Source organism: Pseudomonas sp. D5(2026) (genome assembly GCF_057766845.1).
The window spans coordinates 5,259,086-5,280,158 of the sequence record NZ_CM173421.1 but is presented as its reverse complement, the minus strand read 5'-3'; the positions used below and the strand labels follow the sequence as shown (position 1 = coordinate 5,280,158).

Below are 21,073 nucleotides of genomic sequence, written 5' to 3'. Positions count from 1 at the left end.
CCGGCCAGGCTACCCGTCGACTTGATGAGTAGCCCCGGCCCAGTGTTGCCGCGGGGTTGCGACAGGCAGTTGCGTTTGGCAGCTGCACCAAACAGCAAAGGAGTCGCGATGCTTGGACGCTTCGGCAAGGATGCCGGTTCACTCGTGGGGGTGGAAATTACGCCCGACGCCGTTCGGATAATGCAACTGCAACAGCGCAATCGGCGCTGCCGTGTGATGGGGTCGGCACAAGAGCTGTTTCAGGCGCCGCTGGCCGATGACTGGGCTGCGGAACCTGACGTGGTGGCGGCTGCGCTGCAGCGAGCATACCGGCGCAGCGGCCTCAGGCAACGTCGGGTAGCACTGGCGCTGCCGGCCAGTCAGGTTATTTGCAAGTTGTGCCATCTGCCTGTGCAGCAGGGCGGGGCACAGTTGGAGGCGCAGTTGCTTGCCGATGCAGAGCGGCTGTTTCCGTTCCCGCTGGAAGATCTGGCCCTGGATTTTCAGGTCATGGGCGCTTCCCATGCCCAGCCAGGTTGCTCCGAGGTGATGGTTGCCGCCTGTCGGCAGAGTGCGCTGGCGTCACTCGAAGCCGTCGTCGAGGAGGCGGGCTTGCAGTTGGAAGCCGTCGAGGTCGACAACATTGCCTTGTGCCGCATGTTGCCACAGGGCGGCCTTGAGGGAGCAGCACTGCTGCGTGTCGAAGCCCGCAGCGTAACCCTTCATGACTGGCAGCCCGGCAGGGCCTACCAGCGCTGTGAGCTGCAAACGGCTGGCCCGGACATGCACGGGCAATGGCCAGAGCGCCTGCAGGCTTGGCTTGCCGGGCAGGGCCTGCCTGCGCGGTTGTGGGTTGTCAGCAGCTCATCGGTCAGTCCGGACTGGCTGCAGGGCCTTGGCAGCCGGCTGAATGTGCCGTGCACGTACCTGCCTGGTCTGGCAGGGCTTGAACATGTTGATGGGTCGATGCTCCTGGCCTGCGCCTTGGCCTTGGGAGGGTTGCGTCCATGATGCGGCTGAACCTTCTGCCCTGGCGCGAAAGGCAGCGTCAGGCGGCGCTGCGGCGCTTTCGAGGCCAGCTGGTTGCTGGCGCACTGTTGGCTTTGTGCGCCGTGATGCTGGTTGATCAGCTGGCCCGCCAGCGCGGGCAGCAGCAGGTGTTGGCCAATACCCAGCGCCAAGCGACCCTTGATGTACTGAGTGAGCAGGTGCAACCGCTGGCCGAGGTACGTGCACAGCATGAAGCGTTACTTGCCCGTGCGGTGGCTTTGGAAGGCCTGCGCGCCCATCAGGATGTATTGGCCGGTGTGTTCGCCGACCTTGAAGGGGCGCTGCCTGAAGGTGTGCAGCTACTAGACCTGAGCCTTGATAGTGACCGCTTGCAGATGACAGGGGTGGCTGCGTCTGGTGCTGTGGTTGCGCAGTTCATGCGCGACTTGAACCGCTCGAACGCTTTGCTCGATCTGGAACTCAAGCACATCAAGAGCCTGCCGGACGGCGATGAGTTTTTGCTGACCGCTCGCGTTGCGGCGTTTTGGTCGTGAGTACAGCACAAATGGTCGCTTGGCTGGCGGTGGTCGAGCGCTCAGGCCGCTTCCGACGGCTGGCGCCAGTGCTCGTAGCTATTGTGCTGTTCGGCCTCGGCTGCGCGATACGCCTGCCCCCACTGTTACAGCAGCAGGCGCGGGAGGAGGCCAGGCATGTCGAGCTGAGCCAGCTGCAGGCAGCCAGTGCATCGCAGTTGGCAGAACTGGAGCGGCTGAAGGCTTTAGTGGTGCTTGCCGAGCAACGGTTGCAAGAAGCGCACTGGTATCTGGCAGCCGGGGAAAGCATGAGCGACCTGCTTGAGCGCCTGGCAGTGTCGGGGCATGCGCATGGGTTGCTTGTCGAGCGCCTGGATGTAAGTGAGGGCGAGCAACAGGCCGGATTCAGCAAGGTACCCCTGGAGGTACAAGTGGTAGGGCGTTACCCGGCCTTGCGGCTGTGGCTGGACGAATGGTTAGGGCAGGCGCGGATTCTGCGCAGCGGTGACATGAGCCTGGCAACCGTTGATCGCCAGCCTGGGCTGTTGCGCCTGCGGTTGCGGGTTGATGCCTATCATGCGGCTACGCCCATGAAGGCACCCGCAATGCTGGCGCACCTGCCGGCAAGAGCCGCAATGGCTGCGCCTGAGGTGGACCCGTTTGCCCCTGCTATGGCGCGAGTGGCCAGTGCCGGCTTGGTCGGCGTGCCGTTGGCGCAGCTGGAAATGGTCGGCAGCCTAGCGCGCGGGACGGCACGCGAGGCGCTGCTGATGACGGCAGGCAAGCTCTATCGTGTGCGCCCGGGGGACCGGGTAGGGCGCGATCAGGGGGTAGTGAAGCATATAGACCAACGTCAGGTCGAAGTGCGTGAGCGGCTTTTCATGGCGGGGGTATGGCACGAGCGCACGGCGTTCATCACCCTCGCCAAGCGCCTGGGCAAGGAGGCCTCGGACCCGAATGAAAACGTGGATGAAATACCTGCTGGCAACCCTGCTGTCGATCCCGCTGGCTTCGGCGACGCCTTACCAGGGTGAACCCCTGTCGCTGAACTTTCAGGATGTAGAGGTGCGTGCGGTGCTGCAGGTGCTGGCTGACTACGCCGGCGTCAACCTGGTCGCCAGCGATGCAGTACAAGGCAGTGTCACTTTGCGTTTGCAGGACGTGCCGTGGGATCAGGCGCTTGACCTGGTGCTGCGCAGCAAGGGCCTGTCCCGGCGCCAGGAGGGTAATGTGCTGTTGGTGGCGCCTGCAGCCGAGTTTGCCGCGCAATCAGCAGATGCCCGGGTGAGTCAGTTGCTGGATGCGCACCTGCAGCCATTGCGTCGGGAGCTGCTGCCCATTCACCACGCCAAGGCCGCCGATTTGGCGCAGTTGCTGCAGGCAAGTCTGGAGGGTGACGGCATCCCCACGGGTAGCCTGAGTGTCGATGAGCGCACCAATACGCTGGTGGTGTATCTGCCCGCTGAACGCCTGGCCGAGTTGCGCCAGCTGGTGGCGCAGCTGGATGTGCCGGTGCGCCAGGTAGCGATCGAGGCGCGTATCGTCGAGGCCAACGTCGATTATGAGAAAAGCCTGGGGGTGCGCTGGGGCGGGCCGCTGTACGGCGAGAAGTTGCGGCCCGGCAAGGAACTGTTCGTCGACCTCGGCTTGGAGCGTGCCGGCAGCAGTATCGGCCTTGGTTTGTTGCGCGGTGACGTATTGCTGGACCTGGAGCTCAGTGCCATGGAGAAAAGCGGCAACGGCGAGATCATTTCGCAGCCCAAGGTGGTCACGGCTGACAAGGAAACGGCGAGGATCCTCAAGGGTACCGAGGTGCCTTACCAGGAAACGAGCCAAAGCGGCGCTACCTCGGTATCGTTTCGCGAAGCCTCGCTGTCGCTGGAAGTAACGCCACAGATCACCCCGGACAACAAGGTGATCATGACCGTCAGGGTGACCAAGGACGAGCCGGATTACGTCAATGCCTTGAACAACGTACCGCCGATACGCAAGAACGAGGTCAATGCCAAGGTGCGAGTGGCGGACGGCGAAACGATCGTGATCGGTGGCGTCTACTCGACTTCGCAAAACAATGTGGTCGACAAGGTGCCATTTTTCGGCGATCTGCCGTATGTTGGGCGGCTGTTTCGACGCGATGCATTACAAGAGAAAAAATCCGAGCTGCTGGTCTTCCTGACTCCGCGTATCATGAGTGACCAGGCGATTGCTGTGAGTCGTTGATTCTGTGCGAAATTTGATACTTGTGGGGCCCATGGGCGCTGGTAAAAGCACCATCGGACGCCTGTTGGCCAAAGAGCTGCGCCTGCTGTTCAAGGATTCCGACAAGGAAATCGAACTGCGATGCGGCGCAAACATCCCGTGGATATTCGACAAGGAAGGCGAGCCGGGTTTCCGTGATCGCGAGCAAGCGATGATCGCCGAGCTGTGCGCGCTCGACGGTGTGGTCCTGGCCACCGGCGGTGGCGCGGTAATGCGCGAAGCCAACCGCCAGGCGCTGCATCAGGGTGGCCGGGTGATCTACCTGCATGCTTCGGTCGAACAGCAAGTCGGCCGCACCGCGCGCGACCGCAACCGCCCGCTGCTGCGCACGGCCAACCCCGAGGCGACCTTGCGCACCTTGCTGGAAACCCGCGACCCGCTCTACCGCGAGATCGCCGACCTGGTGGTTGAAACCGACGAGCGGCCACCACGCATGGTGGTGATCGATATTCTCGAGCGCTTGCAGCAGTTGCCGCCCCGTTAACCCGGGACTATTCTCGGCCACCAGCGCCGAGGCGAGGCTCAACGTTACCGCGCAGGTCGCCGGATGGCGCCGCGCCCAAGTACATTGTGGGGATACATGCAGACACTAAAGGTCGACCTGGGCGAGCGTAGCTACCCGATCTACATTGGCGAAGGCCTGCTGGACCAGCCCGAGCTGCTGGCACCGCACATCGCGGGTCGGCAGGTTGCCATCGTTTCCAACGAGACCGTCGCGCCGCTGTATCTCGAACGCCTGAGCAAGGCCCTCGGTGCCTATTCGGTACTGCCAGTGGTGTTGCCCGATGGTGAAGCCCACAAGAACTGGGAAACACTGCAGCTGATCTTCGATGGCCTGCTGACAGCCCGCCATGATCGTCGTACTACGGTGGTCGCTCTGGGCGGTGGCGTGATTGGTGACATGGCTGGCTTCGCTGCCGCTTGCTACCAGCGCGGCGTCGACTTTATCCAGGTGCCAACGACCCTGTTGTCCCAGGTCGACTCTTCCGTGGGTGGCAAGACCGGCATCAATCATCCGCTGGGCAAGAACATGGTCGGTGCCTTCTATCAGCCCAATGCGGTGCTGATCGATACCACCAGCCTCAAGACCCTGCCAGCGCGCGAGTTGTCTGCAGGCCTGGCCGAAGTGATCAAGTACGGCCTGATTTGCGACAAGCCGTTCCTCGCCTGGCTCGAAGACAATATGCAGGCACTGCGTGCCCTCGATTCGGCAGCCCTGACCGAGGCCATCCGCCGCTCTTGCGCGGCCAAGGCCGCGGTGGTGGGCGCCGACGAGCGCGAGTCTGGCGTACGGGCCACGCTGAACCTGGGGCATACCTTCGGGCATGCTATCGAAACCCACATGGGCTATGGCGTGTGGCTGCACGGCGAAGCCGTGGCGGCGGGCACCGTGATGGCCCTGGAAATGTCCATGCGCCTTGGCTGGATCGACCAGGCTGAGCGCGATCGTGGGATCCGCCTGTTGCAGGACGCAGGTTTGCCGGTGGTGCCACCACAGGAAATGACCCCGGCGCATTTCATGGAGCACATGGCGGTCGACAAGAAGGTGCTCGACGGTCGTTTGCGTCTGGTGCTACTGCGCCAGATGGGCGAGGCCGTGGTGACCGACGACTATTCGAAAGAGATTCTTCAGGCCACGCTGTCGGCGGATTACCGCGCGATCGTGGCCCAGCTTTGAGGTTGTGACAGCGCAATGACAAGTTTGCATGCCGATGAGGCCTTTCTCGACCATTACCAGTTGAGCCATGATCCATTCGCGCCCCGCGTACCTGGCTTCAAGTTCTTCCCGGCCCAGCGCAAGCCTGTGCTTGGCCAACTGCACCACCTGGCGCGCTATAGCCAGTTGATGCTGGTGGTCAGTGGCCCATTGGGCAGCGGCAAGTCGCTGTTGCGCCAGGCCCTGGTGGCCAGCACCAACAAGCAGGCTGTGCAAAGTGTGGTGGTGTCGGCCCGCAGCGCCAGCGATGCCTCCAGTATGCTCGCGCAGGTCGCGCAGGAGCTGGGTGTGGCCCAGCCCGAGGTACAGGCGATCCTGTCGAAGGTGGTGCAGCTGGCACTGACCGGGCAGGAAGTGTATTTGCTGGTGGACGATGCGGAACAACTCGACGAGTCGGCACTCCAAGCGTTGCTGGAATTGGCGGCGGGGGTACCTGAGGGGCGTCCGCACGTGTTTCTGTTCGGTGAGCCATCGCTGATTGCCGGGCTGGACGAGCTCAATGTCGAGGAAGAGCGTTTCCACATCATCGAGCTTGCGCCCTACAGTGAAGAAGAAACCCGCGAGTACCTGGAGCAGCGCCTGGAAGGGGCTGGCCGGGGCATCGAGGTGTTCAGCCGTGAACAGATCGCCGATATCCATGAAAACTCCGACGGCTGGCCTGGCAACATCAACCAGGTCGCCCGTGACACTTTGATCGAAGCGATGATCGCCAGCCGCTCGACGGCCAAGCGACCAACCATGGGGTTCAAGATGCCTAAAAAACATGTGCTCGCGCTGTCCGCTGTGGTCGTGGTTGCCGTTGCGGCCGCGGTATTGATGCCCAAGAAAGGCGACAAGGCCCCCGCCGAAGCGCCGGCCGCCCAAGCCCAGTTGCCGCTGGGTGACGGTAAGCAGGGCGCTGCCATCGAGTTTTCCGGCTCCTCCCAGCCAATGCCGCTGCCACTGGTTGGCCAGTCGCAGCCGGTGATGCGCGAACCGCTGGCCCAAGCCGCAGGCATGGGCGACGGTGAAGAGGGAAGCCCGGCTGGCGACACCGCGCTGCAGCCTGGCAACCCGCCACCGACCGTAACCACCATCGCCCCGCCACAAGGTGTGCCGGCTGGCCCGGCGCCTGCGCCTGCCCAGCCAGTACAGTCGGTTGCGCCTGCGTCGAAGCCTGTTGCAACCCAGCCCGCCAAGCCGGTTGCGCCTGCCAAGCCAGCGCCGACCCAGGTCGCCGTGGCCAAACCGGCCGCCAAAGCTGCCGAAAAGCCTGCCGCCGCCAGCGCTGGCAACGGTGGCTGGTATGCTGGACAGAAGCCGGGCAATTATGTGGTGCAGATCCTCGGAACCAGCTCCGAAGCGTCGGCCCAGGCTTACGTCAAGGCCCAGGGTGGCGACTATCGCTACTTCAAGAAAAACCTGCAGGGCAAACCCCTGTACGTCGTGACTTACGGCAGTTTCGCCAACCGCGACGCAGCGGTTGCAGCAATCAAGAACTTGCCAGCGAAGGTCCAGGCTGGTAAACCTTGGCCACGTACCGTCGCCAGCGTCCAACAAGAGCTGGCTGCGGCCCGCTGATACCTTCCGGGCGGCATCACCCCGCCGCCCAGTAGCTAAGCGAATTCTAGCTTTCGACTAGCCTGCTGCGCCCGAGCGCGGCAGGCTTTTCTGTCCCGGACTGCCGGCCACAAGCCCCTAGTTGCAGTCATGGCTGAAACGCTTCAGACTCGAGTCAAGCCGCTATCACGGCGCATGGCGCAAAAACATTCAAAATTGCGACATAAATTTTCAATGCCGAGACATGAAAATTTGTGGGCATCGCTGTCGCTGTGCAACAATGGTTTTCCATGACCACCGCAAAAAAGCTGGCGTTTGATCGGCGTGGATGGTAAGTGGTTGTTAAAAAAGAGATTTACCTCCGTTGAGAGGTGAACCTGGTGAGAATGTGTCTATGAAAACAGGTCTGTACCATCCCGAAGAATTCAAGGACAACTGTGGTTTTGGCCTGATCGCCCATATGACGGGCGTGCCGAGCCACCACCTTCTGCAAACTGCCATGCAGGCGTTGACGTGCATGACCCACCGCGGCGGCATCAATGCCGACGGCAAGACCGGTGACGGTTGCGGTCTGCTCATGCAGAAGCCTGATCAATTCCTGCGAGCCGTGGCCCAGGAGCACTTCGCTGTCGAGCTGCCCAAGCAGTACGCCGTCGGCATGGTGTTCTTCAACCAGGACCCGGTCAAAGCCGAAGCTGCCCGCGCCAACATGGACCGCGAGATCCTCGCCGCCGGCCTGAAACTGGTCGGCTGGCGCAAGGTGCCGATCGACACCAGCGTCCTCGGCCGCCTGGCCCTGGAGCGCCTGCCGCAGATCGAGCAGGTGTTCATTGGCGGTGAAGGCCTGAGCGACCAGGAGTTCGCCATCAAGCTGTTCAGCGCCCGTCGTCGTTCGTCGGTGGCCAACGCCCACGACGCCGACCACTACATCTGCAGCTTCTCGCACAAGACCATCATCTACAAAGGCCTGATGATGCCGCGCGATCTCGCGGCGTTTTACCCAGACCTGGGTGACGAGCGCCTGCAAACCGCGATCTGCGTGTTCCACCAGCGCTTCTCCACCAACACCCTGCCGAAATGGCCGCTGGCGCAGCCGTTCCGCTTCCTCGCCCACAACGGCGAGATCAACACCATCACCGGCAACCGCAACTGGGCCGTGGCTCGTCGCACCAAGTTCGCCAACGACCAGATCCCCGACCTCGAAGAGCTCGGCCCGCTGGTCAACCGCGTCGGTTCCGACTCGTCGAGCATGGACAACATGCTGGAACTGATGGTCACCGGTGGCATCGACCTGTTCCGCGGCGTGCGCATGCTGGTACCGCCGGCATGGCAGAACGTCGAGACCATGGACGCCGACCTGCGCGCCTTCTACGAATACAACTCCATGCACATGGAGCCGTGGGATGGCCCGGCCGGTATCGTCATGACCGAAGGCCGCCACGCGGTGTGCCTGCTCGACCGTAACGGTCTGCGCCCGGCGCGCTGGGTGACCACCACCAATGGCTACATCACCATCGCCTCGGAAATCGGCGTATGGGGCTATCAGCCTGAGGAAGTGCTGGCCAAGGGCCGTGTCGGCCCGGGCCAGATCCTTGCCGTGGACACCGAAACCGGCCAGATTCTCGACACCGACGCCATCGACAACCGCCTGAAGTCGCGGCACCCATACAAGCGCTGGTTGCGTCAGCACGCTACGCGTATCCAGGCGACACTGACCGACGACCAGGGCGTGGCCAGCTACGACGCTGACCAGCTCAAGCAATACATGAAGATGTTCCAGGTTACCTTCGAAGAGCGTGACCAGGTGCTGCGCCCGTTGGGTGAGCAGGGCCAGGAAGCCGTTGGTTCGATGGGTGACGACACGCCGATGGCCGTGCTGTCGCAGCGCGTGCGTTCGCCATACGACTTCTTCCGCCAGCAGTTCGCTCAGGTGACCAACCCGCCGATCGACCCGCTGCGCGAAGCGATCGTGATGTCGCTGGAGATCTGCCTGGGTGCCGAGCGCAACATCTTCCAGGAGTCCCCGGAGCACGCTTCGCGGGTGATTCTCAGCTCGCCGGTCATCTCGCCTGCCAAGTGGCGTTCGTTGATGAACCTGGAGCGCGAAGGCTTTGACCGCCAGCTGATCGACCTCAACTATGAGCAAAGCGTCGGCCTGGAAGCAGCCATCCGCAACATTGCTGACCAGGCCGAAGAAGCTGTGCGTGGGGGCAAGACCCAGCTGGTGCTGAGCGACCGTTATATCGCCCCGGGCAAGCTGCCGGTGCACGCTTCGCTGGCCGTGGGTGCAGTGCACCACCGCCTGACCGAAAAGGGCCTGCGTTGCGACAGCAACATTCTGGTGGAAACCGCTACCGCCCGTGATCCGCATCACTTCGCCGTGCTGCTGGGCTTCGGTGCCTCGGCCGTTTACCCGTACCTGGCGTATGAAGTACTGGCTGACCTGATTCGTACCGGCGAAGTGCTGGGCGACCTGGATGAAGTGTTCAAGTACTACCGCAAGGGTATCTCCAAGGGCCTGCTGAAGATCCTGTCGAAGATGGGGATCTCCACCATCGCTTCGTACCGCGGTGCACAGCTGTTCGAGGCCATCGGCCTGGCCGAGGAAGTGGTAGGCCTGAGCTTCAAGGGCGTGTCCAGCCGCATCAAGGGTGCGCGCTTCGAAGACCTGGAAAACGACCAGAAGCTGCTGGCGGCCGAAGCCTGGAGCGCGCGCAAGCCGATCCAGCAAGGCGGCCTGCTGAAGTTCGTCCACGGTGGCGAATACCACGCCTACAACCCGGACGTGGTCAACACCCTGCAAGCCGCCGTGCAGCAGGGCGACTACGCCAAGTTCAAGGAATACACCACGCTGGTGGACCAGCGCCCGGTGTCGATGATCCGTGACTTGCTCAAAGTGAAGGTGGCCGACCAGCCGCTGGCGCTTGAGCAGATCGAGCCGCTGGAGGCGATTCTCAAGCGCTTCGACTCGGCGGGTATCTCGCTGGGTGCACTGTCGCCGGAAGCTCACGAAGCGCTGGCTGAGGCCATGAACCGCCTGGGCGCGCGCTCCAACTCTGGTGAAGGCGGCGAAGACCCGTCGCGCTATGGCACCATCAAGAGCTCGAAGATCAAGCAGGTGGCCACCGGCCGTTTTGGTGTGACTCCGGAGTACCTGGTCAACGCCGAAGTGTTGCAGATCAAGGTTGCCCAGGGCGCCAAGCCCGGTGAGGGCGGCCAGTTGCCGGGCGGAAAGGTCAACGGCCTGATCGCCAAGCTGCGTTATGCGGTGCCGGGCGTGACCCTGATCTCGCCACCTCCACACCACGACATCTACTCGATCGAAGATCTGGCGCAGCTGATCTACGACCTCAAACAGGTCAACCCGCAGGCGCTGGTATCGGTCAAGCTGGTAGCCGAAGCGGGCGTGGGCACCATCGCCGCTGGTGTGGCCAAGGCCTATGCCGACCTGATCACCATCTCCGGTTACGACGGTGGTACCGGTGCTTCGCCGCTGACCTCGATCAAATACGCCGGCGCCCCTTGGGAGCTGGGCCTGGCGGAAACTCACCAGACCCTGCGCGGCAACGACCTGCGCGGCAAGGTGCGGGTGCAGACCGACGGCGGCCTGAAAACCGGCCTGGACGTGATCAAGGCGGCCATCCTCGGTGCCGAAAGCTTCGGCTTTGGTACCGCGCCAATGATTGCCCTGGGCTGCAAGTACCTGCGCATCTGCCACCTGAACAACTGCGCCACCGGCGTGGCCACCCAGAACGACAAGCTGCGCAAGGACCACTACATCGGCACCGTCGACATGGTGATCAACTTCTTCACCTTCGTCGCCGAAGAAACCCGCGAGTGGTTGGCCAAGCTGGGCGTGCGCAGCCTTGGTGAACTTATCGGCCGTACCGACCTGCTCGATGTGCTGCCAGGTGACACCGAGCGCCAGCAGTACCTGGACCTGTCGCCGCTGCTGGGCAGCTCGCACATTCCGGCGGACAAACCGCAGTTCTGCGAAGTCGACAAGAACCCGCCGTTCGACCTGGGCGAGCTGGCCGAGAAGATGGTTGATATGGCCATGCCGGCCATCCGCGACCAGGCGGGTGGCGAGTTCAGCCTCGACATCTGCAACTGCGACCGCTCCATCGGTGCGCGTGTGTCGGGCGAAATCGCCCGCCTGCACGGCAACCAAGGCATGGCTGCGGCGCCGATCACCTTCCGCTTCAAGGGGACTGCGGGCCAGAGCTTTGGCGTGTGGAACGCTGGTGGCCTGAACCTGCACCTGGAAGGCGACGCCAACGATTACGTCGGCAAAGGCATGACCGGTGGCAAGGTCACCATCGTGCCGCCAGCCGGCAGCCCGTTCGAAACCCAGCACAGCGCCATCGTTGGCAACACCTGCCTGTACGGTGCCACTGGCGGCAAGCTGTTTGCCGCAGGTACTGCGGGCGAGCGCTTCGCTGTACGTAACTCCGGCGCCCATGCTGTTGTCGAGGGCACTGGCGATCACTGCTGTGAATACATGACCGGCGGCTTTGTCTGCGTTCTGGGCAAGACCGGTTACAACTTCGGTTCTGGCATGACTGGCGGCTTTGCCTACGTGCTCGACATGGACAATAGCTTCGTCGACAAGCTCAACCACGAGCTGGTGGAAATCCAGCGTATCAGTGGCGAAGCGATGGAGGCCTACCGTAGCCACCTGGCGCGTGTCCTTGCCGAGTATGTGGATGAGACCGGCAGTGAGTGGGGGCGTGAGCTCTCGGAGAACCTGGACGACTACGTGCGGCGCTTCTGGCTGGTCAAGCCGAAGGCAGCCAACCTGAAGCAGCTGTTGTCCAGCACCCGTGCCAACCCGCAGTAAAAACAGCTGCAAGTGGCAAGCCTCAAGCTGCAAGTAATGGCAGTACGAGGTTTGCCCGGCTTAAGTGATCGTCTTGCGGCTTGCAGCTTGTAGCTTGCAGCTGCTGTAAAGAGGTTTTGAAAAATGGCTGAACGTCTGAACAATGACTTCCAGTTCATCGAAGTGGGCCGAAAGGACCCGAAAAAAAAGCTGCTGCGCCAGCGCAAGAAGGAGTTCGTGGAAATCTACGAACCGTTCAAGCCGCAGCAGTCCGTAGAGCAGGCGCACCGCTGCCTGGGCTGCGGTAACCCGTATTGCGAGTGGAAGTGCCCGGTACACAACTTCATCCCCAACTGGTTGAAGCTGGTCTCCGAAGGCAACATCCTGGCCGCGGCGGAACTGTCGCACCAGACCAACACCCTGCCCGAAGTATGCGGCCGTGTTTGCCCGCAAGACCGCCTGTGCGAGGGTGCCTGCACCTTGAACGACGGCTTTGGCGCGGTGACCATCGGCTCGGTGGAGAAGTACATCACCGACACCGCCTTCGCCATGGGCTGGCGCCCGGACATGTCCAAGGTCAAGCCAACCGGTAAACGCGTCGCCATCATCGGCGCCGGCCCGGCGGGCCTGGGCTGCGCCGACGTCCTGGTGCGCGCTGGGGTAACCCCGGTGGTGTTCGACAAGAACCCGGAAATCGGCGGCCTGCTGACCTTTGGCATCCCCGAGTTCAAGCTGGAAAAGACCGTGCTCAGCAACCGCCGCGAAGTCTTCACCGGCATGGGTATCGAGTTCCGCCTGAACACCGAGGTGGGCAAGGACGTGACCATGGAACAGCTGCTCGCCGAGTACGATGCAGTGTTCATGGGCATGGGTACCTACACCTACATGAAGGGCGGCTTCCCGGGCGAGGACCTGCCGGGCGTGCATGACGCACTGGACTTCCTGATCGCCAACGTCAACCGCAACCTGGGCTTCGAGAAGTCGCCGGAAGACTTCGTCGACATGCAGGGTAAGAAAGTGGTGGTGCTGGGCGGTGGTGACACCGCGATGGACTGCAACCGTACCTCGATCCGTCAGGGTGCCAAGGCGGTGACCTGTGCTTATCGTCGTGACGAAGCCAACATGCCGGGTTCGCGCAAAGAGGTGAAGAACGCCAAGGAAGAGGGCGTGAAGTTCCTCTACAACCGCCAGCCCATTGCCATTGTGGGTGAGGACAAGGTCGAAGGCGTCAAAGTGGTCGAGACCCGCCTGGGCGAGCCTGATGCCCGTGGCCGCCGCAGCCCTGAGCCCATCCCGGGCTCCGAAGAGATCCTGCCGGCAGATGCCGTGGTGATCGCCTTCGGCTTCCGCCCGAGCCCGGCGCCGTGGTTTGAGCAGCATGGCATTCAGCTGGACAGCCAGGGCCGTGTGGTTGCCCCGGAAAAGGGTAAGTTCAAGCATCAGACCAGCAACCCGAAAGTGTTCGCCGGTGGCGACATGGTGCGTGGTTCGGACCTGGTGGTGACTGCGATCTTCGAAGGGCGTACGGCCGCCGAGGGTATCCTCGACTACCTCGAAGTCTGATTGGCGACCTATTCGCGGGCATGCTCGCTCCCGCAGGTTTGAGCGCAGAACCTGTGGGAGCGGGCATGCCCGCGAAGCTTTTGTATACAAAAACGCTTGATCTGTGGCATCCAATAGACAAAACACATGGCCATGGCCGTGCCTTTTGCGCTGGTGTCTGAGAAAATGCCCGCACTATTTTTCCGGATGCCGACATGACTGCCCTGAAGAACGATCGTTTCCTGCGTGCACTGCTCAAGCAACCTGTAGACGTCACCCCGGTGTGGATGATGCGCCAGGCCGGCCGCTACCTGCCGGAGTACCGCGCCAGCCGCGCCAAGGCCGGTGACTTCATGAGCCTGTGCATGAACCCGCAGTTCGCCTGCGAGGTCACCCTGCAGCCGCTGGACCGCTACCCGCTGGACGCGGCGATCCTGTTCTCGGACATCCTCACCATTCCCGATGCCATGGGCCTGGGCCTGTACTTCGAAACCGGTGAAGGCCCGCGTTTCAAGAAGGTCATCAGCACTCCGGCCGACATCGAAGCGCTGCCAGTCCCGGACCCACAGAAAGACCTTGGCTACGTGATGGACGCGGTCAGCACCATTCGCCGTGAGCTCAATGGTCGTGTGCCGCTGATCGGCTTCTCCGGCAGCCCGTGGACCCTGGCCACCTACATGGTCGAAGGCGGCTCGTCGAAAGACTTCCGCAAGACCAAGGCCATGGCCTACGACAACCCGCAAGCCCTGCACATGCTGCTGGACAAGCTGGCCCAGTCGGTCACCAGCTACCTTAACGGCCAGATCCTGGCCGGCGCCCAGGCCGTGCAGATCTTCGACACCTGGGGCGGCAACCTGTCGGCGGCGGCCTACCAGGAGTTCTCACTGGCCTACATGCGCAAGATCGTCAGCGGCCTGATCCGCGAGCACGAAGGGCGTAAGGTGCCGGTGATCCTGTTCACCAAGAACGGCGGCTTGTGGCTGGAAAGCATTGCCGAAGCCGGCGCCGACGCGCTGGGCCTGGACTGGACCTGCGAGATCGGCGACGCCCGTCGCCGTGTGGGTGACAAGGTGGCGCTGCAAGGCAACATGGACCCGACCGTGCTGTACGCCAAGCCTGAAGCCATTCGCAAGGAAGTGGCGCGCATCCTGGCCAGTTATGGCCACGGCACTGGCCATGTGTTCAACCTTGGTCATGGTATTACCCCGGAAGTCGATCCGGAGCATGCCGGTGTGTTCATCAATGCTGTGCACGAGCTGTCGGCGCAGTACCACCAGTGACTTGATGCACTGCTCAGTAAACCCGGCTTCGATGCCGGGTTTTTTGTGCATTAAGTTTTAATTCAGCGATCGTCGTTAATCTGGTCCCATCGAAACCGAAACAGGACCCGATCCTCATGAAAACCCATTATCTCGCACTGATCCTCGTCCCGCTGTTCAGTACCGCTGCCCTTGCTGGCAGCTATACGGGCCCTGGTGCCCAGCCAGTTTCCACCGTGGCTGCTGCCAATGATGCCGCCGATGATACTCCGGTGGTGCTGCAGGGGTTCGTGACCAAAAAGATCAATAACGACGACAAGTACGAGTTCAAGGATGACACGGGCACCATAACCGTCGAAATTGACGATGAAGATCTCCCGCAGACACCGTTCAACGAAAAAACCAAGGTCAAACTGACTGGTGAGGTGGAGAAGCACCTGATGAGCAGGGAGGTCGATGTAGATGTTGTCGAACTCCTCACCCCGGTTGGGCGATAGCAGCGCGTGTAACGAGCTAATTCCTACATATTGATCCCTGGCGCGTAAATAGACTGGGCCACTCAGTCGGGCTTGCTGGTGCAAGTCCATTACGCCGGGGGGCATCATGAGTACAACAAAGAATGTGCGAAGGCTGTTGGCTACCAGTGTGTGGGTAGCAATGGCCGGTGCGGGTATACAGGGACAATTGGCCTATGCCCATGGTTATACCAGCGAGCCGCCTTCGCGCGCCTACGCCTGTCGCTTGGGGCAAAATACCGAGTGCGGGGCAGCGACGTACGAGCCCCAGTCAGTCGGAGAAACCGTTAAAGGATTCCCTGCACGTGGCCCTGTCGACGGCAAACTCGCCAGTGGTGGAGAGCGAGGTGACTTTGCTCCGCTTGACGAACAGTCTGCCAATCGTTGGCACCTGACCACTATCAAGCAGCGCGACATTACCTTCGAGTGGCATTACACCGAAGGGCACAAGACAACCGGTTGGGAATACTTCATCACCAAGGCCGGTTGGAATCCCAATTCACCCTTGGCGCGCGATGCGTTCGAGTTGACGCCTTTCTGCAAGGTAGATGGCCACGGCAAGCCGGCGCGCGGCGAAGGTCAACCCACCGTCGGGCCATCGCCGGTCAAGCATCAGTGCACCTTGCCGGCAGACAGGTCGGGGCACCATGTCATCATGGGTGTCTGGACTGTCGATGATACGGCCGCCGCGTTTTACAACGTGATGGATGTGGATATCCAAACTGATGGCGGCCCTGTTCCGCAATGGCCACAAGTAGGCGCCATCAATCCACATCGGGACTTGCAGATTGGCGACAAGGTGAAGGCCCGTGCGTTCGTGGCGGGTTCAGAGAGCGCGCCTTACAGCGTGAGTATTACCATCGAGAACGCTGAAGAAGGCCTTGCACCCAACTGGTCGTACAAGCTCGCCACGCGTATCAATGAAAGCCAGTCGCTGGTACAGGCAGGTCAACCCGATCAAGAAGGCAATATCACGCCGGTACAGGGCGCCAACAATATCTATGCAAAGCCTGAGACAGGTATCAGCAGCTATCAGTTGGACTTCGAAGGCGTGCCTTCGGATGACAGCTATCTGCACCTGCATGATCTCAAGTCGGAATATACCCTGACTGATGGAAAGGCGGCGCTGGACTTCACGGTGATGACCAACCGTAACTTGCAGGTGAGTGCGCGGCTGTACGATTCAGCCAACCAGCAGGTCGGCTTCGTCCGTCAGCAAGTGGATGCCACCACCAGCCCGATTTCTCTGCCGGTAGCCAGTGTCGAAGGCGAGCACCTGCTCAAGGTTGTCGGTGTCAATAAAACCGGGCGCATATTGCTTCAGGAGGAGCGCAAGGTTCAGTTGAAGACGGCCGGGGGTGAAGGCTACGACTTCGAATTCCCGCAATCGCTTGCCAGTTACAAGGCAGGAACTCGCGTCCTGCAACCGAAAACTGGCGAGGTGTTCGAGTGCAAGCCATTCCCGTATGAAGGCTGGTGCAAGATCTATTCGGAAAGTGCCAGTCAGTATGAGCCAGGTGTGGGCAGCAACTGGCAAGACGCCTGGATCAAACGCTAAGGAGATCTGGCCTGGCAGCCTGAGTTGGGCTGCCGGGTCAGGCTCGGGACTTTTCGATGTCGCAAGATAAATATGCTTGGCAACAGGTTGTGTTGCACTGGATCTCTGCCCTGATTATCGGTTGGGCGCTGGCGAGTGGTTTCTATGTTTCCCTGGTTGAGGTCCAACCCTCCAGCGCTGACTTCATCGGCTTCGTGAATGTTGGGCTGACCACGCTTTTTATCCCGGTTTTTCTCATGCGTTGGCTGCTTCGCGTGTGCATGGCCAGGCCAGGCGCGGTACACCAGAGTGTCGCCGGGCGCCGGGTAGCTCATTTCGTCCATGAAGGGCTGTACTGGCTCACGGCATTGGTTCTGCTGTCCGGTGTGCTGATGATGGACCGACCGATCGAGGTGTTCGGCTGGTTTGCCATAGCGCCCTTGCTTGTTGACCCTTCATGGCTGGATGCCTGGCGCAAGTTGCACGTTGCAGCAAGTACGTTGCTTGCTGGCGCCATGTTGCTGCATGTCGTAGCGGTGGTAATGCACGAACTTTCGGGTCGACGCATCATTCGGCGGATGTTGCCTTGAGTCGATGAAACGGTTGGGGCATTGGGCCTGGGCGGCGATACCTGTGATGACGATGGTGGCGCTGGGCATCCGCGAAACGGTACGGCCATGGTCATTTGAACCTGAAGTGCCCGAAGGTTTCGCCCACAGCGCACCTTTGGAAAAGCCGCTCTCCACGGCATCACTGGTCCTGGCCTTCGGTCTCAGCTCGCCTGACGGGCAACCTGCTGGCCGAGCTGATCTGGTGCTCAAAGCATGCTTCATTCCCAGCCGTGGCGAAGCGCGTGCGCTTGTGGGCAGCCGGGACGGTGACGCCCTCTATCGGGTCGGCGACCGGTTGCCGGACGGGAGCGTTGTGCGCCGTATCGAGGTGCGCAGCATCACGCTCTGGGACGGCAGCGTCGAACAAAGCGTGGCGATGTCCGGCAGCCGCCCCAGTGTCTTCCTTACCTCTGGCAGCGCGGCTGTGGCTGGCCCTGCTCCAGCAGATCCACCCCGCTTGTTGCGGGAGGTGCAATGACTTTACAACGCTATTTGCAGGTTGCCTTGGTCGGCACTTGCCTGTCTGTGGCCGGCACGTTGGCATTGGCAGATACTGCAACCTGGCAGTTGGCGATGAGCGATGCCGATGTGCGCGATGTCGTACGGGAAGTCGGGGCAATTCTGGATCAGACGATCGTGCTCGACCCTCGCGTGCAGGGGCGTATCACCGTGCTATCGAATGAGCCGCATGATCGCGAGGGCGTTCGCCGGCTGTTTTATTCGGTATTGAATGCGCAGGGTTTTGCAGCGGTGAACGATGGCGACCGCTTGCTGGTGCTTCCAGCCAGCGAAGCCAAGGTCTGGGCGAACCAGCAAGCCGACGCGATCCCTGCTGCCTTCACCACGCGGGTGTTCAGCCTGTCGGGCAGCATTGCCGCCGATCTGGCGGGCTTGCTGCGGCCGCTGGTATCGAGCAATGGCTACATTGGCCCGTCCAGTTCTGCCAATGCCTTGGTGGTTACCGACTCGGCTGCGAACCTGGACCGCTTGCAAGCCTTGGTGGCACAACTGGACAGCGGTCAGCGACATGACTATGAGCTGGTGACATTGCGTACGGCACAGGCTGCTGAAGTATTGCCTGTCGTCGAAGCATCGGCCGGTGGCCCCGATAGCGGTGTACGGGTACTTGCAGATGTGCGCGGTAATCGCCTGCTTGTTCTCGGCCCGGAAAAGTCCCGGCAACGTATGGCGCAGCTGGCCCGTGACCTGGATGTGGCGGCACCGGCCTCTTCGCAAAACTGGCGGGTGGTGCGCCTTCAGCATGGCAATGCCGAGCAGTTGGCCGAGGTACTGAACGATGTAGGTAAGCAACTGGATGGCAAGGCCTATAGCGAGAGCCCGGCCCCGGCGTTGGCGGCTGGGGTAATGGTCAAGGCCGATGCCAGTCAGAATGCGCTGCTGCTGTTGGGGGAGCCACGCATGCTCGACAATGTGGCGCAAATGATCGAGCAGTTGGACCAGCCCCGCGCGCAGGTGCTGATACATGCAGCCATTGTCGAAGTCAGCGGGGATATCAACGAAGCTCTGGGCCTGCAGTGGGGCGTCGATACCGGCAGCCTGAAAGGCGGCGTGACCTTCCCCGACAGCGGGGCTGCTTTCGCTGATCTGTTCGACGCGGACAAACTGTTGCCCAGCGGCGCAGCGCTGGCCATTGGGTCGGACAGGTTTGGCCTGCTGGTGTCGGCTCTGGCCAGCAACAGCCGAAGCAACCTGCTTTCCACGCCCAGCCTGCTTACGCTGGACAACCAGGAAGCGCAGATTCTGGTGGGCCAGAATGTACCGTTCAAGACCGGCTCCTATACCACTTCCGGCAGCGGCGCGGACAACCCGTTTACAACCGTGGAACGCAAGGATATCGGTATCAGCCTCAAGGTTCGCCCGCATATCAATGAGGGCCGGAGCCTACGCCTGGAGGTCGAGCAGGAAAGCTCCGAACTCGCCCCCAGCACCGTCGAAGGCGACCTGATCACCAGCAAGCGAACGCTCAAAAGCACCATCCTTGCCGCCGATGGCGAGATCATCGTGATCGGAGGGTTGATCAAGGACAGCGTGCGTACCGAGCAGCGAGGAGTGCCACTGTTGAGCCGCATACCGCTGATAGGCGGGCTTTTCCGCTGGAGTCGGGACATTCAGGAGAAGACCAACCTGATGGTTTTCCTGCGGCCTACCCTTTTACGTACCCAGGCTGAACTGATCGATTCGGGGCGCCGCGCTTACCGTGATGTGCACTCAGCCGATCCGCAGCGTATGCCTCGGGAGGCCCGCGAGTTGTTCGAAACCCGGCCTGTCCCTACCCGGGAGCCTGGCTCTTGAACCCTGAACTCTCATTCGGCTTTGCCCGGCGCCACGGCATTCTGCTGGACCGGCAGGCGGCAGAACCGGCCGTTTTGATGCGCGACAGCGCCTCGCTGCAGGTGCTTTCTGAGGTGTTGCGCGTGACAGGCAGTCACTGGCCGCTGCGTCTGGTCGATGAAGGGCATTTTGCCGAGCGCCTTGCCGCTTGCTATGGCGGTACTCAGGACGCTGCCCATACCGTCATCCAGGGGCTGGATGAGCAGATTGACTTACCACGCCTGGCGCAAGCCTTGCCGCAGTCATGCGACCTGCTCGACCAGCAAGGGGACGCGCCGATTATCCGCTTGCTCAATGCCTTGCTCAGCGAAGCAGTCAGGTCGCGCGCCTCGGATATCCACTTGGAAACCTTCGAACAACAGTTGCGGGTACGCATGCGTATCGATGGCGTCATGCGTGAGGTCCTGTCGCCGCCACGGGCGCTGGCGGCGCTGCTGGTGTCGCGTATCAAGGTCATGGCGCGTCTGGATATCGCCGAGAAGCGTGTGCCCCAGGATGGCCGCATCAGCTTGCGCCTGGCAGGCCATGAGGTGGATGTGCGGGTGTCGACGTTGCCCGCTGCTCACGGCGAGCGCGTTGTGCTGCGGTTGCTGGACAAGCAGGCAGTGCGCCTGGATATCCAGCACATGCAAATGGAGGCTTCGGTGAGCAAGGCCTTCCTCGCCATGCTGGACAGGCCAAATGGCATCTTCCTGGTGACAGGACCAACCGGGTCCGGCAAGACCACAACGCTTTATACGGCGCTTTCGGTGCTTAACCGGGAGTCCCGCAACATTCTTACTGTCGAGGATCCGATCGAATATCACCTGCCCGGCATAGGCCAGACCCAGGTCAACACCAAGGTGGACATGACCTTCGCCCGAGGTCTTCGGGCGATACTTCGCCAAGATCCGGACGTTGTGATGGTGGGCGAAATTCGTGACCGTGAAACTGCCGATATTGCCGTGCAGGCATCCCTGACCGGGCATCTGGTGCTCTCGACCTTGCATACCAACAGCGCTTTGGGGGCCATCACGCGGCTGGCGGACATGGGCGTTGATACCTGCCTGCTTGCTACTTCCCTTGCCGGCGTCATGGCTCAGCGGCTGGTGCGGGTGCTGTGCCCGCACTGCAAGGCTGCCTGTATGGTCGATGATGCCATGGCCAGTGCCCTGGGCTACCCCAAGGAGCTGCCGACGCATGTCTATCAGGCGGTGGGGTGTGAACAGTGTCAGCAGGGCTACAGCGGCCGCCTGGCGTTACACGAAATGGTTGTCGTCGATGAACAGTTGGCCCAGGCGATTCACGCCCGGGCGTCACAAGCGACCATGCGCGAAATAGTCCGTGGCGACTCAGCCAGCCTGTTTCAGCATGGCGTGCAAAGGGTCTGTATGGGACAGACCAGCGCCGCAGAACTTTTGCGCGTGACTGGCCAGGACTGA

16 protein-coding genes are annotated in these 21,073 nt (G+C 61.7%); all 16 read left to right on the top strand.

All coding sequences use genetic code 11. The annotated features are described in order from the left end of the window. Positions 1 to 108 precede the first annotated feature (108 nt). The 16 genes from pilM (at position 109) to gspE (ending at position 21,073) form a co-directional block, all read left to right on the top strand. On the top strand, positions 109 to 990 hold the full coding sequence (pilM, locus tag AC3B5Q_RS24295) for a type IV pilus biogenesis protein PilM (protein ID WP_101196374.1): 882 nt from the start codon (positions 109 to 111) through the stop codon (positions 988 to 990). Further along, the gene (locus AC3B5Q_RS24290; RefSeq protein WP_488392766.1) at positions 987 to 1,523 is read left to right on the top strand and encodes a PilN domain-containing protein; all 537 of its coding nucleotides are present in this window, start codon (positions 987 to 989) and stop codon (positions 1,521 to 1,523) included. The genes pilM and AC3B5Q_RS24290 overlap by 4 nt, the downstream gene beginning before the upstream one ends. 11 nt (positions 1,524 to 1,534) lie before the next feature. Next, positions 1,535 to 2,536, top strand: coding sequence for a pilus assembly protein PilP (locus tag AC3B5Q_RS24285; protein ID WP_275966802.1), 1,002 nt, complete (start codon positions 1,535 to 1,537; stop codon positions 2,534 to 2,536). Beyond that, positions 2,460 to 3,722 carry a type IV pilus secretin PilQ gene (locus tag AC3B5Q_RS24280; RefSeq protein ID WP_135192480.1) on the top strand — a complete coding sequence of 421 codons (1,263 nt, stop codon included), beginning with the start codon at positions 2,460 to 2,462 and terminating at the stop codon, positions 3,720 to 3,722. The genes AC3B5Q_RS24285 and AC3B5Q_RS24280 overlap by 77 nt, the downstream gene beginning before the upstream one ends. A gap of 4 nt (positions 3,723 to 3,726) precedes the next feature. Then, the gene (gene aroK / locus AC3B5Q_RS24275; RefSeq protein WP_010955625.1) at positions 3,727 to 4,245 is read left to right on the top strand and encodes a shikimate kinase AroK; all 519 of its coding nucleotides are present in this window, start codon (positions 3,727 to 3,729) and stop codon (positions 4,243 to 4,245) included. Between the two features lie 96 nt (positions 4,246 to 4,341). Further along, entirely contained in the window at positions 4,342 to 5,439 is a 1,098-nt protein-coding gene (aroB, locus tag AC3B5Q_RS24270) for a 3-dehydroquinate synthase (protein ID WP_003249149.1), read from the top strand. Between the two features lie 15 nt (positions 5,440 to 5,454). After that, on the top strand, positions 5,455 to 7,038 hold the full coding sequence (locus AC3B5Q_RS24265) for an SPOR domain-containing protein (RefSeq protein ID WP_021783679.1): 1,584 nt from the start codon (positions 5,455 to 5,457) through the stop codon (positions 7,036 to 7,038). Between the two features lie 373 nt (positions 7,039 to 7,411). Then, on the top strand, positions 7,412 to 11,857 hold the full coding sequence (gltB, locus tag AC3B5Q_RS24260) for a glutamate synthase large subunit (protein ID WP_021783680.1): 4,446 nt from the start codon (positions 7,412 to 7,414) through the stop codon (positions 11,855 to 11,857). 123 nt (positions 11,858 to 11,980) lie between these two features. Then, complete coding sequence (locus tag AC3B5Q_RS24255; RefSeq protein WP_003249156.1) at positions 11,981 to 13,399, top strand: glutamate synthase small subunit GltD family protein; 1,419 nt, start codon at positions 11,981 to 11,983, stop codon at positions 13,397 to 13,399. Positions 13,400 to 13,593: 194 nt separating this feature from the next. After that, on the top strand, positions 13,594 to 14,658 hold the full coding sequence (gene hemE / locus AC3B5Q_RS24250) for a uroporphyrinogen decarboxylase (protein WP_021783681.1): 1,065 nt from the start codon (positions 13,594 to 13,596) through the stop codon (positions 14,656 to 14,658). A 116-nt stretch (positions 14,659 to 14,774) separates the two neighbouring features. Continuing rightward, the gene (locus AC3B5Q_RS24245) at positions 14,775 to 15,134 is read left to right on the top strand and encodes a YgiW/YdeI family stress tolerance OB fold protein (protein WP_021783682.1); all 360 of its coding nucleotides are present in this window, start codon (positions 14,775 to 14,777) and stop codon (positions 15,132 to 15,134) included. Positions 15,135 to 15,240: 106 nt separating this feature from the next. Next, complete coding sequence (gene gbpA / locus AC3B5Q_RS24240) at positions 15,241 to 16,710, top strand: N-acetylglucosamine-binding protein GbpA (RefSeq protein ID WP_103443679.1); 1,470 nt, start codon at positions 15,241 to 15,243, stop codon at positions 16,708 to 16,710. A gap of 56 nt (positions 16,711 to 16,766) precedes the next feature. Then, positions 16,767 to 17,279 (top strand): cytochrome b/b6 domain-containing protein, encoded by a 513-nt coding sequence (locus AC3B5Q_RS24235; RefSeq protein WP_021783684.1) that lies wholly within the window; start codon positions 16,767 to 16,769, stop codon positions 17,277 to 17,279. Between the two features lie 46 nt (positions 17,280 to 17,325). Next, the gene (locus AC3B5Q_RS24230) at positions 17,326 to 17,778 is read left to right on the top strand and encodes a hypothetical protein (RefSeq protein ID WP_274118722.1); all 453 of its coding nucleotides are present in this window, start codon (positions 17,326 to 17,328) and stop codon (positions 17,776 to 17,778) included. Then, complete coding sequence (gspD, locus tag AC3B5Q_RS24225) at positions 17,775 to 19,613, top strand: type II secretion system secretin GspD (RefSeq protein WP_021783686.1); 1,839 nt, start codon at positions 17,775 to 17,777, stop codon at positions 19,611 to 19,613. The genes AC3B5Q_RS24230 and gspD overlap by 4 nt, the downstream gene beginning before the upstream one ends. Continuing rightward, complete coding sequence (gspE, locus tag AC3B5Q_RS24220) at positions 19,610 to 21,073, top strand: type II secretion system ATPase GspE (protein ID WP_392525390.1); 1,464 nt, start codon at positions 19,610 to 19,612, stop codon at positions 21,071 to 21,073. The genes gspD and gspE overlap by 4 nt, the downstream gene beginning before the upstream one ends.